Annotated in this window: 13 protein-coding genes; 7 read left to right on the forward strand and 6 right to left on the reverse strand. The window is 73.0% G+C overall.

Annotated elements, in window-relative coordinates:
• Positions 1-98: 98 nt before the first annotated feature.
• Positions 99-965 carry a peptidyl-tRNA hydrolase gene (locus ACJX2R_RS37435; protein ID WP_413103685.1) on the reverse strand — a complete coding sequence of 289 codons (867 nt, stop codon included), beginning with the start codon at positions 963-965 and terminating at the stop codon, positions 99-101.
• Positions 966-1112: 147 nt separating this feature from the next.
• Between ACJX2R_RS37435 and ACJX2R_RS37440 the strand changes: the two genes are divergently transcribed.
• Genes ACJX2R_RS37440 through ACJX2R_RS37450 form a run of 3 tightly spaced genes read left to right on the forward strand, consistent with a single transcriptional unit; the run spans position 1113 to position 2891 of the window.
• Positions 1113-2063, forward strand: coding sequence for an ATP-binding cassette domain-containing protein (locus tag ACJX2R_RS37440; protein ID WP_413103686.1), 951 nt, complete (start codon positions 1113-1115; stop codon positions 2061-2063).
• Positions 2060-2728, forward strand: coding sequence for an ABC transporter (locus ACJX2R_RS37445; RefSeq protein WP_413103687.1), 669 nt, complete (start codon positions 2060-2062; stop codon positions 2726-2728). The genes ACJX2R_RS37440 and ACJX2R_RS37445 overlap by 4 nt, the downstream gene beginning before the upstream one ends.
• A 10-nt stretch (positions 2729-2738) precedes the next feature.
• Positions 2739-2891: a hypothetical protein gene (locus tag ACJX2R_RS37450; RefSeq protein ID WP_262699375.1), complete on the forward strand. Its 153-nt coding sequence runs from the start codon at positions 2739-2741 to the stop codon at positions 2889-2891.
• A gap of 55 nt (positions 2892-2946) precedes the next feature.
• Here ACJX2R_RS37450 and ACJX2R_RS37455 read toward each other — a convergent pair whose 3' ends face one another.
• Both ACJX2R_RS37455 and zapE read right to left on the reverse strand, forming a co-directional pair.
• Positions 2947-4350 carry a PhoX family protein gene (locus ACJX2R_RS37455; RefSeq protein WP_413103688.1) on the reverse strand — a complete coding sequence of 468 codons (1404 nt, stop codon included), beginning with the start codon at positions 4348-4350 and terminating at the stop codon, positions 2947-2949.
• Between the two features lie 269 nt (positions 4351-4619).
• Positions 4620-5735: a cell division protein ZapE gene (gene zapE, locus ACJX2R_RS37460; RefSeq protein ID WP_413103689.1), complete on the reverse strand. Its 1116-nt coding sequence runs from the start codon at positions 5733-5735 to the stop codon at positions 4620-4622.
• 67 nt (positions 5736-5802) lie between these two features.
• Here zapE and ACJX2R_RS37465 point away from each other — a divergent pair, with 67 nt between their 5' ends.
• The 4 genes from ACJX2R_RS37465 to msrB all read left to right on the forward strand — a co-directional run bounded on the left by ACJX2R_RS37465 (position 5803) and on the right by msrB (position 9130).
• Positions 5803-6636, forward strand: a complete 834-nt coding sequence (locus tag ACJX2R_RS37465) for a pyrimidine reductase family protein (RefSeq protein WP_413103690.1) — start codon at positions 5803-5805, stop codon at positions 6634-6636.
• A 75-nt stretch (positions 6637-6711) separates the two neighbouring features.
• Entirely contained in the window at positions 6712-7188 is a 477-nt protein-coding gene (locus ACJX2R_RS37470; RefSeq protein ID WP_262699378.1) for an indole-3-glycerol phosphate synthase, read from the forward strand.
• Positions 7189-7287: 99 nt separating this feature from the next.
• Entirely contained in the window at positions 7288-8709 is a 1422-nt protein-coding gene (gene murC, locus ACJX2R_RS37475; RefSeq protein ID WP_413103691.1) for a UDP-N-acetylmuramate--L-alanine ligase, read from the forward strand.
• Positions 8710-8722: 13 nt separating this feature from the next.
• Positions 8723-9130 carry a peptide-methionine (R)-S-oxide reductase MsrB gene (gene msrB, locus ACJX2R_RS37480; protein ID WP_262699380.1) on the forward strand — a complete coding sequence of 136 codons (408 nt, stop codon included), beginning with the start codon at positions 8723-8725 and terminating at the stop codon, positions 9128-9130.
• 85 nt (positions 9131-9215) lie between these two features.
• Here the strand turns inward: msrB and treZ are convergent, their stop codons facing one another.
• The 3 genes from treZ to ACJX2R_RS37495 all read right to left on the reverse strand — a co-directional run bounded on the left by treZ (position 9216) and on the right by ACJX2R_RS37495 (position 13418).
• The gene (gene treZ, locus ACJX2R_RS37485) at positions 9216-10973 is read right to left on the reverse strand and encodes a malto-oligosyltrehalose trehalohydrolase (RefSeq protein ID WP_413103692.1); all 1758 of its coding nucleotides are present in this window, start codon (positions 10971-10973) and stop codon (positions 9216-9218) included.
• 83 nt (positions 10974-11056) lie between these two features.
• Complete coding sequence (locus ACJX2R_RS37490; RefSeq protein WP_413103693.1) at positions 11057-11965, reverse strand: GNAT family N-acetyltransferase; 909 nt, start codon at positions 11963-11965, stop codon at positions 11057-11059.
• A gap of 337 nt (positions 11966-12302) precedes the next feature.
• Entirely contained in the window at positions 12303-13418 is a 1116-nt protein-coding gene (locus tag ACJX2R_RS37495; protein WP_413103694.1) for a lytic polysaccharide monooxygenase, read from the reverse strand.
• Between the last annotated feature and the right edge of the window lie 20 nt (positions 13419-13438).

Consider the following 13438-nt stretch of genomic DNA (forward strand, 5'->3'; position numbering starts at 1 on the left):
CGGGCTCCCGGAGTCCGTCCCCCGGTTCCCATCGTCCGTCCCCCGGGCTCCCAGAGTCTGTCTCCGGGCTCCCAAGACCCCCGGCGCCGCGGACGGCCTCAACTCCGCCGCAGTGCCGGGTGGTCCGCCACGACCGTGCAGGACCCCGGCGCGATCTCGGTGAACCCCGCGTCACGCACCACCGGCAGGCCGCTCGCGGTGAGCTCGTCCCACCGTTCGGGCGAGGCCGTACGCACCGCGAGCGGGAACCCGGCCTCGCGCCAGGCCGCCCGCGCCGCGTCGTCCAGCTCCCACCAGGCCAGCTGGGCGCCGTGCCCGGCTTGGGCCATCGCCTTGCCCGCCGACATCTCCACATGGGGGCTCAGCCACAGCACCGGCCCGGTGGGGTCGGGGGCGGGCGGCGGCTCGGGGTCGTCCAGGTCGGTGCCGGAGACCTGGAGCTTGGCCAGTTCCTTGGGCCAGCCGTCCAGCGGTATCGGTGGGAACACCCGCACCTCGGCGGCCGCCGCCGGGGCCCCGTCCCCGTCTCCGTCCCCGTGCCCGGCCCCGTCCTCGTGCCCGTTCACGTCCTCGTCCGGGTGCGGGTGGCCGGGTGCCCGGCCCGCGACCGTGATGCCCGGCAGCCCGGCCGCGCGCCGCCACTCCGCGCCGCGCGCCCGCCGTACGACCTTGCGGATCCGGGCGTCCTGCCAGTCCCGTACGGCCTGGGCCCACTCGCCGTCGGCGGCCGTCGCCCGCTCGTCCGACAGCAGCACCAGCACCGCGCGCGCCGCCGTCTCCAGGGCGTCCGTACGCGCCGGGGGCGCGGCCTTCTCGATCCGGACCACCAGGGGCAGGACGAACTGCGGCGCGGCGTCCCGGTCGGTCTCGGCGTGCCGGAAGGGGCTGCTGCGGGCGGTGGATCCGGTGCCCTGGTGAGCGGTTGTCTGGGTGCCGGTCTCGGTGTCGGCGTCGGTGCTGGTCACGCGCCAAGTGTGCCAGGACCGCCGCAAGGCCCTGTCCGGGATCTTCGCGCCTTTGACCGGAGGGGCGGTGCCGGACCTCCCCTCTCCCATGGCCTCCCCTCTCCGATGGCCTCCCCTCGCCGAGGGGCGCGCCTATGCTCAACCGGCATGAGACTGCGAGGAGTCGGCCGCCGCTACGGCCTGGGCGGACCCTGGGTGCTGCGGGGTGTCGACCTCGAGGTGCCGCCGGGTTCGCTGACCCGTGTCCAGGGGCACAACGGCAGCGGCAAGTCCACGCTGCTGCGGCTGCTCGCCGGGATCGACGCCCCCAGCGCGGGGCGGATCACCGGTCGCCCGCCCACCGCCTACGTCCCCGAGCGGTTCCCGGCCGAGCTGCCCTTCTCCGCCCTCGGCTACCTCACCCACCTGGGCCGGATCCACGGGCTGTCCCGCGCCGCCGCAGCGCGCGGGGCGGGGGAGTGGCTGGAGCGGTTCGGCGCGGACGGCTACGCGGCCACCCCGCTCGCCGAACTGTCCAAGGGCACCAGCCAGAAGATCGCCGTGGCACAGGCGCTGCTGGCCGCCCCCGGTCTGCTGGTCCTGGACGAGGCGTGGACCGGCCTCGACCAGGCCGCACGCGGAGTGCTGGACACGGCGGTCGCCGAGCGCGTCGCCGACGGCGGCGCGGTCGTCTTCGTCGACCACGACCCACGCCGTCTGGCCGGGGCCCCGGACCGCGTCCTGCGCGTCGCCGAGACCCGGCTGGAGCCGGTGGACGGCACGGTCCGGCCGTCGGCGGCGCGGGAGCAGGACGGGCCCGGCGTCGGGCCGCGGGTGCGGGTGGACGCCGAGGGACGGCCGAGGGCCGGGCTGCCCGGTGAGCTGGCGGGCGCGGTGGTGCGTGAGTACGGCCCCGCGCCCGGGAGCGGGGCCGACGGTCCGGCGGGGCGGGCCGTACGGCTGACGGTCGAGGTCGGCGCCGCCGACTCCGACGGTTTGCTCCGCACCCTCCTGACCGCCGACCCGCCCTGGCACATCCGGGCGGTGACGGCCATCAACGACACCCACGACACCCACGACACCCAGGAGCCCGCCCAAGGGGCGAAGGAGAAGGCATGACCGCGCTGCTGCGCTATCAGGCGGCCCTGCTGGCCCGCTCGCATCGCTGGCTGCCGCCGCTGCTGCTCTACGGCGCGTTCCTGGGGATCGGGGTGCAGACCGGACAGCCGATCCTCGACTCGCTCGGCTACGCCGCCGCCGCGCTGCTGCCCGTCGCCGCCTGGCTGGTGCGGGTGTGCGTCACCCAGGAGCCCGCGGCGGCCCGCGACTGCGCCTCGGCGGCGGTGGGGCCGGGCCGGGTGCACCTCGCCTCGGTGCTGACCGCGCTGGGCGCGGCGCTGGTGCTCGGCGCGGCCGGAACGCTGTTCGTCGCGGCGGTCAGCGATCCGTACACCGCGGATCACCTGCATGAGATCCCCGTGCCCGAGGCGACCGTCTCCGGGCTGCTCACCGCGGTCGCCTGCGCGCTGCTCGGCACGGCCGTCGGCGCGCTGTGCAACCGGCCGCTGCTGCGCCATCCCGGCTGGGCGATCCCGGCCACGCTGCTCGCCGCCCTGTTGGTGTCCGTGGCCGGTGCCTCACCCGCGAACGCGGCCGTGTCGGGGCTGGTCGACGGCTCGCACAGCGGCACCGTGCCGATGCCCCTGCTGCCCCTGGCCCTGACCGGCGCGGCCGCCGCCGGGGCGACCGCGCTGGCCTGCGCGCTGAGCTCGCGCCGGTCGTAGGGTTCGGGTCATGGACGACCGTACGGACCTTCCCGAGGGCCCGCCGTACGCCGACTGCGTACGGTGCGGCGAGCCCACCGAATACCCCGCCGCGCGCCCCGGGGTGACGCTGTGCCCCGTCTGCGAATGGCAGGAGGCCCAGCGCACGGCGTGTTCGGGCTAGCCGCGCCGTCCGGGCACCGGCGCCGAGCGGATCGGCGGAAGTCGGCGTGGAGCGGTCAACGGCGCCAGGGCCCCGTCACGGCGAACGTCGTACCCGGGGTGTAGCAGTTCACGTACATCGTGCGGCGGTCCGGCGCGAAGGTGACGCCCGCGAACTCACCCCACTCCGGCTCCTCCGGTGAGCCAATGTTCTGCCGCCCCCGCGCCATCGCGTAGACCTCGCCCCGCCGGGTCACCCCGAAGACATGCTGTGCGCCGTTGCCGTCCTCGCAGACCATCAGGCCGCCGCTGGGCGCGAGCGTGATGTTGTCGGGGGATTCGCCGGGGAGTTGTACATCCGTCTCGGGACCGAAGACGATCACCAGCGTGAGGCGCCTCCGGTCGGGGTCGTAGCGCCAGATCTGGCCGAAGTGGTCGGCCGCCGAGCCGTCCGCGCTCTTGGCGAAGCTGGAGACGAAGTAGACCGACGTACCGCCCCAGTAGCACCCCTCCAGCTTCTGGGCGTGGGTGATGCCTCCGGGGCCGAAGTCCTGGAAGCGGATGGGGGTTTGGCGGGCGAGCGGGTCGGGGACGTCCACCCACTCGATGCGGTCGAAGGTGGTGCCCGGCTCCTGGATGGTGGACAGATCGGGCACCCCCGGCACCCGCAGCGCCTGGAGCTGCCCACCCGCGCGCAGCGAGCCGATGCCGCCGAGCGGCTTCTTCGGCCGGAAGCGGTAGAAGAGCCCGAAGGGTCTCTCGAAGGCGTCCTCGGTCTCGTAGACGACGCCGCTGCGCGGATCGACCGCGATGGCCTCGTGCTGGAAGCGGCCCATGGCGGTGAGGGGCACGGCGCCGGTGCGGCGCGGATCGTAGGGGTCGACCTCGAAGATGAAGCCGTGGTCCTTGGTGTAGCCGTTCGTACCGGCCCGGTCCTCGGTCTCCTCGCAGGTCAGCCAGGTGTGCCAGGGGGTGGGGCCGCCCGCGCAGTTGACCGCGGTGCCCGCGATGGCCACCCGTTCGGACAGTACGTGGTTGCCGGAGTCGAGCTCCAGGGCGGTACAGCCGCCCAGGCCCATCGGGTCGTAGGTGAGGCCGTCCACGGCGGGGACGCGGATCGCGGCGTCGTTACGGTTCTCATGGTTGCGGACCAGATGCGTACGGCCGCGGTTGCCGCCGGCGCGGCCCGGGAAGGCGGCCATGCCGTCGCAGTGGCTGGGGACCTTGCCCTCGCCGGAGCGGAGTTCATCGCCCTCGCGCGAGAGCACCCGGTAGCGGAATCCCTCCGGGAGGTCGAGCAGTCCATCGGGGTCGGGGACCAGGGGGCCGTAGCCACCCCGGCCGAGTGGCGGGGAATCCGGTTCGGCGGCCGCGGCCGTTCCGGCGAAGAGCTCGGAGACGCTGCCGGTGAAGGCGATCGAGGCGATGGTGGCCCCCAGCGCGCCGGTGCGGCCGAGAAGCTGACGTCGTGTCGCTGACATGCGGTAACTCCCTGCTGGCGGACAGAGAAGATGACCGGATGTGTGTATCACGCGCACGGGCGCGCGGGAACCATTCGATCAGCGATGCGCAAGAACCGTCTGTTCTACGCGGCGCGGTCGGCGAGTGAGCCGAAGGGGCGCGTCGGTGTCGAAAGGGAGAGCGCGCGCAGGGCCCGAGGAACGAGGGCCCGAGCACGGTCGACCGTCGACACCGACTGAGGCGCCCCGGCGGGGGCACCTCCCAGCGGTAGCTGGGGGAGAACCGAGCCCTAAAAAGAAGGGGCCAGCCCCTTCGCGTCGCGGGCCAGCGCGGTGAGCCGGGATATCGCCCGGAAGTACTTCTTCCGGTAGCCGCCGCTCAGCATCTCCTCGCTGAAGAGCCGGTCGAACGGCATCCCGGAGGCCAGTACCGGCACCTCGCGGTCGTAGAGCCGGTCGGCCAGCACCACCAGCCGCAGCGCGGTGGACTGGTCGGGCACCGGCGTGACCCCGGTCAGGCAGACGGCCTGGACGCCGTCGCACATCGCGCCGTAGCGGCTCGGGTGCACCTGGGACAGGTGGTCCAGCAGGGCGGGGAAGTCGTCCAGAGAGGCGCCGGGGACGCGGTGCGCGGCCCGGGTGACCGTCTCGTCGGAGTGCGGGGCCGGGGCCGCGGGGAGGCCGCGGTGGCGGTAGTCCTCGCCGTCGATGCGCAGCGTACGGAAGCGGGCGGAAAGACCCTGTATCTCGCGCAGGAAGTCGGCCGCGGCGAACCGGCCCTCGCCCAGCTTGCCGGGCAGCGTGTTGGACGTCGCGGCGAGCGCCACGCCCGCCTCGACCAGCTTGCCGAGCAGCGTGGAGACCAGGACGGTGTCGCCCGGGTCGTCCAGCTCGAACTCGTCGATGCACAGCAGCCGGTGCCCGCTCAGGGTCTTCACGGTCTGCTGGAAGCCGAGCGCGCCGACCAGGTTCGTCAGCTCCACGAAGGTGCCGAACGCCTTCAGCTCGGGGGCGGCCGGGGTGGCGTGCCACAGGGAGGCCAGCAGATGGGTCTTGCCGACGCCGTAGCCGCCGTCGAGGTACATCCCGCGCGGGCCGCCGCTCGCGGCGGGCTTGGCCTCCCGGCGGAACCAGTGCCTGCGGCGCCCGCCCTTCGCGTCCGCGCCGTCGCCGAGCCGTGCGGCGAAGGCCCTCAGGGCCTCGACCGCCTCGGCCTGGCTGGGCTGACCGGGGTCGGTGAGGTAGTTGTCGAAGCTCACGGTGGCGAAGCGCGGCGGCGGCACCATCTCGGCGACCAGACGCTCCGCCGGAACCTGCGGCGCACGGGCGGTGAGGGCTGCGGGGGCTTCGGTGGCTTCGGCGGCTATGCGGCCTGCCGAGCCCGATGCGGTGGTTGGTGCGGACACGGATGTCCAGGGTAGTCGCTCTTCACCCGACCACTGTCCGAGAGGGAGGCATGTCACACTGCGGCCTATGCGACGCCTGTTCCCCGTGCCTGTCCCCGCGCCTGCCGAATCACTTGTCGGAACGCCCACCGGAACACCTGCCGGAACGCCCGCCGAGGACCGTGAATGGGCCCTGGACGAACTGGCCGACGCCTATGCGTACCCGGAGCCGCCGCACGGCCCCTCCGGCGCCTGGCTGCGGGCCAACATGGTGTCCTCGCTGGACGGGGCGGCCCATCACGACGGCCGGTCGAAGGCCCTGTCCTCCGACGCGGACATGCGGATCTTCGGGGTGCTGCGCGGGCTCGCCGACGCCGTCGTCGTGGGCGCGGAGACCGTGCGCCGCGAGGGCTACCGCCCGGCGCGCGCCCGGGAGGCGTTCGCCGAGCGGCGCGCGGCGCTCGGCCAGTCGCCCGCGCCCGCGATCGCCGTCGTGAGCGCGAGCCTGGAGCTGGACTTCGCGCAGCCGCTGTTCACCGAGCCGCTGGTCCCGACGATCGTGATCACGGGCGCGACGGCCGCGAAGGAGCGGATCGAAGCGGCCCGTACGGCGGGGGCCGAGGTGGTCTTCGCCGGGGCGGGGCCGTCCGGGCGGGTGGACGCGGCGGCGATCGTGGCCGCGCTCGCGGAGCTCGGCCACACCCGGCTGCTCACCGAGGGCGGCCCCACGCTGCTGGCGGAGTTCGCGGCGGCCGGGGTGCTGGACGAGCTGTGTCTGGCGGTGGCCCCCCTGGTCACCGCGGGGGACGCGAAGCGGATCATGAACGGCCCCGTACTGGGGGAACCGGAACGCTTCACTCTCGCTTCCGTTCTGGAGGAAGCCGGGTTTCTTTTCACCCGCTACCGTCGGATTTACCAATAACTCATAAAAAGGTCCGTAAACCCGCGAATGGGATCGCGAAGGAGAAGGGCATCCGCCGTGTTCACGAGCGTATTGATGATTGAGAAGCCCCTGACCCCCGCCGACGTGGAATTCGTCACCACCCTGCACGGCGATGATCCGGTCTCCTTCGTCGTCCTGATGCAGCCCCGGGGCAGCAAGGACCGGCTGCTGCGCGCGATCGACGACATCGCCCTCGGCGAGCTGGAGCAGGCCGCCCAGGAGGGGGACGAGCCGGAGGGCAAGGAGGCGCTGGAGCCCGCCGAGCGGGCGCTGACCCACTCGGTGGCGGCGCTCGAGGCGGCCGGGAGCCGGGCCCGGGGCCATGTCGTCCAGCGCCGTCCGCTGGAGGTGCTGCGCGGGGTGGTGGAGGAGACCGGGGCCGATGAGGTGATCGTGCTCACCGCCCCGCACTTCGTGGAGGAGTTCTTCCACCGGGACTGGGCCTCGCGGGCGCGCCACAAGGTGGGGGTCCCGGTGCTGAAGCTCTTCGCGCACGCGGTGGACGAGGACCAGCCCTCGACCGGCGGCTGAGCCGCGGCCCCGGCCCCGTCGGCCATCGGCGGGGGTGGGCCGCCGGGGGTGCGAGAATCGGGCCGACAGCACACACCGCGAACCAGGGGAGACCCGTACATGGCACCGGCCGGCACCGCCTCCGACACGCTGGATCGACCGCACTTCATCGGCATCGGCGGCGCCGGGATGTCGGGCGTGGCGAAGGTCCTCACCATGCGCGGGGCGCGGGTCTCGGGCAGCGACACCAAGGACTCGCCGATCGTCGGGGCGCTGCGTGAGCTCGGCGCGACGGTGCACATCGGCCACTCCGCCGAGAACCTCGCCGCCGACGCCACCAGCGTCGTCGTCTCCAGCGCCATCCGCGACGACAACCTCGAACTGGTCACGGCGCGGGAGCGCGGCATCCCGGTGGTGCACCGCTCCGACGCGCTCGCCGCGCTGATGGACGGCTCCCGGCCGATCGCCGTCGCGGGCACCCACGGCAAGACGACCACGACCTCGATGCTGGCCGTCTCGCTGCGCACCCTCGGCCTGGACCCGTCGTACGTCATCGGCGGCGATCTGGACGCCCCCGGCTCCAGCGCCCTCCACGGCGAGGGCGAGATCTTCGTCGCCGAGGCCGACGAGAGCGACCGCAGCTTCCACAAGTACGCGCCCGAGGTGGCGATCATCCTCAATGTGGAGCTCGACCACCATGCCAACTACGCCTCGATGGACGAGATCTACGAGTCGTATGAGACCTTCGTCGGCCGGGTCCGGCCCGGCGGCACGCTGGTGATCTCCGCCGACCACCCCGGCGCCCGTGAGCTGACCGCCCGGGTCGGCGGGCGGGACGGCCTGCGGGTGCTCACCTACGGCGAGGACGCGGGCGCGGACGTGAGAGTCCTGGCCATCGAGGCGCACGGGCTGACCAGCGAGGTCACCGTCCGGCTCGCGGAGTCCCTGGGCGGTGCGGAGCTCACCTTCACCGTCTCCGTCCCCGGCCGCCACTACGCGCTCAACGCGGTGGCCGCCCTCACCGCGGGCGCCGCCCTCGACGTCCCGGCCGCCGAGCTGGCCCCCGCCCTCGCCTCGTACACCGGCGTCAGGCGGCGGCTCCAGCTCAAGGGCGTCGCGGCCGGGGTGCAGGTGATCGACTCCTACGCCCACCACCCCACCGAGATCGCCGCGGACCTCGAGGCGATCCGCGGCGGCGCCGGGGACGGCCGGGTGCTGGTGGTCTTCCAGCCACATCTGTTCAGCCGCACCCAGGAGCTGGGCACCGAGATGGGCCAGGCGCTCGCGCTCGCCGACGCCTCCGTGGTCCTGGACATCTACCCCGCCCGGGAGGACCCGGTCCCCGGCGTCACCAGCGCCCTGATCATCGACGCCGCGGCCCGCCACGGGGCGGATGTGACCGCCGAGCACGACCGGAACGCGGTGCCCGAGGTGATCGCCGGAATGGCGAAGCCCGGTGACCTTGTTCTCACCATGGGCGCCGGCGATGTGACGGACCTCGGTCCGGAGATCCTCGCCCGTCTGCATAGCCCGGAGAACTGAGGAGGTCCGTCCCATGGCGTACGAGATCGACAAGCCGGAGGAGCAGTGGCGCGCGGAGCTGACACCGCAGGAGTACCACGTACTGCGGGAGGCCGGTACCGAACGCGCCTTCACCGGTGAGTACACCGACAGCAAGGCGGTCGGCGTCTATTCCTGCCGGGCGTGCGGGGCGGAGCTGTTCCGCTCGGAGACGAAGTTCGAGAGCCACTGCGGCTGGCCGTCGTTCTACGACCCGGCGGACAGCTCGGCCGTCGAACTGATCGAGGACCGCTCGCACGGCATGGTCCGCACCGAGGTGCGGTGCACCCGCTGTGGTTCGCATCTGGGCCATGTCTTCTCGGGCGAGGGCTACCCCACCCCGACCGATCAGCGGTACTGCATCAACTCCATCTCGCTGCGGCTGACCCCCGAGGAGAGCTGAGCCCCGAGGAGAGCTGAGCCCCGAGGAGAGCTGAGCCCGACGAGAGCTGAGCCCGCGAAGAGCTGACCCCGAGCCCTCGGGCTCCTCAGCGTGGGCCGCAGCGCAGCACGGCGGCGGTCTCGGGCGGCAGTCTCAGCATGCCGTCCGGGCCCGGCAGCTCGATCCGCCGCCAGGCCGCCACCACCTCGGTGACCTCGCCGGTCCGGGGCCCGAGCCAGGTCTTGACCGGCCGGTCGCCCGGGTTGAGCAGAACCCGCAGCGGGCCGCGCTGAAAGCTGAAGCAGCCGTCCGAACCGGAGGACAGGCCCGTGTACGACCAGGTGGGGTCGGTCAGGGCCGGTTCGGCGCGGCGCAGCGCGATCAACCGGTGGTACCAGTCGAGCAGCGCCCGGTGCGGCTCCCGCTCCGGCTCCCGCCAGTCGAGGCAGGACCGCAGCCGGGTGGCCGGGTCCTGGGGGTCGGGCACGTCCCCCGCCGCCCAGCCGTGGGCGGCGAATTCCCGGCGGCGGCCGGACCGGACCGCCTCGGCCAGCTCCGGATCCTGGTGGTCGGTGAAGTACTGCCAGGGCGTGCGGGCGCCCCACTCCTCGCCCATGAAGAGCATGGGCGTGAAGGGCGCGCACAGCACCACGGCCGCCGCGCAGGCCAGCAGCCCGGGGGAGAGCCGGGCGGAGAGCCGGTCGCCGACCGCGCGATTGCCCACCTGGTCATGGGTCTGGGCGTAGCCCAGCAGCCGGTGCGCGGGGGTGGTGTGGGTGTTCAGCGGACTGCCGTGGCGGCGGCCCCGGAACGCCGAATGGGTGCCGTCGTGGAAGAAGCCGCCCATCAGCGTCTTGACCAGCGCTCCGGGCCCCTCGGCGGCGAAGTCGGCGTAGTAGCCCTGGCGCTCACCGGTGAGGAACGTGTGCAGGGCGTGATGGAAGTCGTCGTTCCACTGTGCGTGCAGACCGTGGCCGCCCGCCTCGCGCGGGGCGGTGGTGCGCGGATCGTTGAGATCGGACTCGCCGATGAGGAACAGCGGGCGGCCGGTGCGGGCGGCCAGCGCGTCCACGGCGGCCGACAGCTCGGCCAGGAAGTGCCGGGCCCGGGTGTCGCGCAGCGCGTGCACCGCGTCCAGCCGCAGCCCGTCGAGCCGGAAGTCGCGCAGCCAGGCGAGCGCGCTGCCAAGGAAGTACGCGCGCACCTCGTCGGAGCCGGGCGCGTCGAGGTTGACCGCCGCGCCCCAGGGGGTGTGGTGGGTGTCGGTGAAGTACGGGCCGAAGGCCGGGAGGTGGTTCCCGGAGGGGCCCAGATGGTTGTGGACCACATCGAGGATCACGCCGAGGCCGTGCCCGTGCGCGGCGTCCACGAAGCGCGCCAGCCCCTCAGGACCGCCGTACGGCTCGTGCACCGCCCAGGGCGCCACCCCGTCGTAACCCCAGCCGTGGGTCCCGGGGAACGGGCAGACGGGCATCAGCTGCACATGGGTGATGCCCAACTCGGCCAGGTGCGGCAGCTGTTCGGCCGCCGCGTCGAAGGTGCCCTCATGGGTGAAGGTGCCGATGTGCAGCTCGTAGAGGACCGCGCCCGGCAGTGGTCGCCCGAACCACTCCCGCTCCCAGCGGAAGCGGGAGTGGTCGACCACCGCGCTCAGCCCCTCCGGGCCGTCCGGCTGGCGGCGGGAGCGCGGATCGGGGAGCGGCGGGCCGTCGTCGAGCGCGAAACCGTACCGTGTGCCGGGCCCGGCCTCGGCCTCGGCCCGCCACCACCCGGCGCGGCCCGGGTCGGGCTCCATGGGGCGGTCCCGCCCGTCCACATGGAGCCCGACCCGCTCGGCGTGCGGCGCCCACACCTCGAACAGCACTGGCGTCTCCTCACCTCGACCTGGCTACGGTCCTCGACCATGCTGCGGGACGCGGCGCCGGCGGCGCAGCAGGGCGGCATCGGTCAGACGAGGTCGATGCGCTCCTGGGTGATGGGATACCCCGCCCTGGCGAAGTGCGCGGCCATGGGGAGGTTGGGCTTGTCCGTCGCCGCCGCGATCTTCGTGGCCCCCCGTTCCACCAGATCGTGGGTGCACTCCACCAGCAGGTCGTACGCGTAGCCGTGGCCGCGCTGCTCGGCGACGACCCCTATGAAGCTCACGCACGGGCCGCTGGGGTTGTGCGCGGGCACCTGGATGCCGACCAGCTCGCCCTCGGGCGTCCAGGCCAGCCGCCGCCACTCGCGCGGCGACGGGCACCAGGAGAAGAAGTCCATCAGCTCCCGCACCGCGGCGTCGACCCCTCCTCGTTCGATGGCGCGCCGGTCGTGGGCGTCGAGCGAGCCCGGCATGATGCGGCGCAGCACGTCCTCGATCGCCGCGTCGTCGGGCTCCGGCCGGAACTCGAGACGCCCCGGGCGTGCGGGCAGTCCGCACTCCGGCGTCCACTCATAGCGGTAGCGCTCGACCAGGGGCTCGAGCCCGCCCGCCACGGCGGCGTCGACACGGGCCTGGGCGGCGGCCCGCACCTCGGGCTGATCGCGCCAGCCAGCCGGGGCCAGCAGGCTGTACTCGGTGCGCAGCGGTGCGGTGCGCAGCAGTTCGGCGGCGGCGTCGGCCTCGCCCTCGGCGAAGTCGAACCAGTCCAGGGCGATGGGCGCGGGGTCCTCCGGCCCGGCCCACCACGCGGCGCGGGCCACGACCCGCCCCTCGCGCAGCGCCACCCAGGTCCAGTCGGGGCGGTACTCGCCGCCCTGGCCGACGGTGGCGTAGGTATGGCCGAGGGTGGCCCGGCCGACGAGCGAGGGGACGTGCAGGTCATGGAACAGATGGGCGTCGCCCTCGGTGAGGGGACGGATGACCAGATCGGTCATGGAATTCCTTCCAGGAGAGTGATGCGCTCCCGGTCGGATGCCATGTCGGCAGCTGCCTGATCGAACGATGTGTGATCAGACGCGGGTACGCCCGGGGGACAGGGGGCGGGAGCGCGAAAACGTCGTGATGTCCATTGCTCTCGCCTCCTTCCTCGACCAAGGGCGTGCCCGCACTCTATGGGCCCCGATCTCTCCGTGTCCACGCAATATTTGCCGGGCGGGGCCGGTCTGCCGCCCGCGAGGGGGAAGGAGCGGCAGACCGGCGCGCAGGATGAGGTGCACCTGACAGATCAATGAGCGGGTCGGAGCACCTGCGTGGACCGGTGTGAGACGCAGACTAGTGCACCATGCAGATCGGCGCGGCCGTTGTGTCGGGAGAGCCGCCGCCGGCCGCATAGCCGAAGGTCGTCGAGGCCCCGGCGGCCAGTGAACCGTTCCAGTCGGCGTTGGTCACCGATGCCGAGGAACCGGTGGTGGTCAGCTTGCCGTTCCAGACGCTGTCGATCCGCTGCCCGGACGGCACCGTCCAGTCGACCATCCATGAGGAGATGGGCGTGGCACCGGAGTTGGAGACCGTCACCTCGGCCTGATAGCCGCCGTTCCAGGTGCTGGTCACCTTCTGGGTGGCGGCGCAGGAGGCCGTCGGCGGGTTGCCCGGCGGGTCCGTGGGGTCGCTGCCACCGCCGCCGCTGCTGGCGCCCGGGACCGTCACCTCGCCGTTGCCGCCGTCGAAGACCACGTCGGAGCAGCTGTAGAAGGTCTCCTGGCTGTCCGAGCGCGTCCACACGGTGTAGATGATGTGGCGTCCGCTCTTGCCGGAGGGCAGATTGGCCGTCCAGGTGTACTTGCCGTCCACCGTGCCGACCTGACCGGACAGCGGCGGGTTCGTCACCGTGTTGAACGGCTGGTCCTCCAGGTCGTTCCAGGTGAGCGGCTTGGTCGGGTCGATGGGGCTCTTGGTGACATAGCTGCGGAACGACCCCGGGTGCGCCGCCCAGGCGTTGTACGAGAACTGCATCGACTTGCCGGACGTCAGATGGGTCACCGGCCAGTCCTTGCTGCCCAGGTCGAAACCGGAGAAGTCATAGACGGTGGCCGCGCCGCTGCACAGCTTGCCGTCCGGGATGAACCCCTTGGTGCGGCCCGCGCCGTCCGAGCGGAGTACCGCGAACCAGTTGTAGAACGGCGTCGCACCGCTCTTGTCGTACGCGACCTTGCACGCCGGGTTGGTCGGCTTGACCTCACCGGTCGAGGACAGGCTGTACTTCCAGCAGAGATAGGTGCGGCTGCCCGGCGCCATCGGTGCGCCATGTGCGGAGGCGCTGCCGCCGGAGAAGAAGACGAGGCCCAGGGCGGGCAGGACCGAGAGCAGGACCAGCAGTACGGACCTGCGCGCGCGGGAGCCGCCCGGAGGGCGTGCGGATGAGGCGAGTGCCAGTGATCGTCGAGGCATTGCGCGTGCTTTCCCTTCGA

Origin of the sequence: Streptomyces sp. Inha503 (assembly GCF_047215865.1) — a bacterium.
Classification (GTDB): Bacteria; Actinomycetota; Actinomycetes; order Streptomycetales; family Streptomycetaceae; genus Streptomyces; species Streptomyces lycopersici.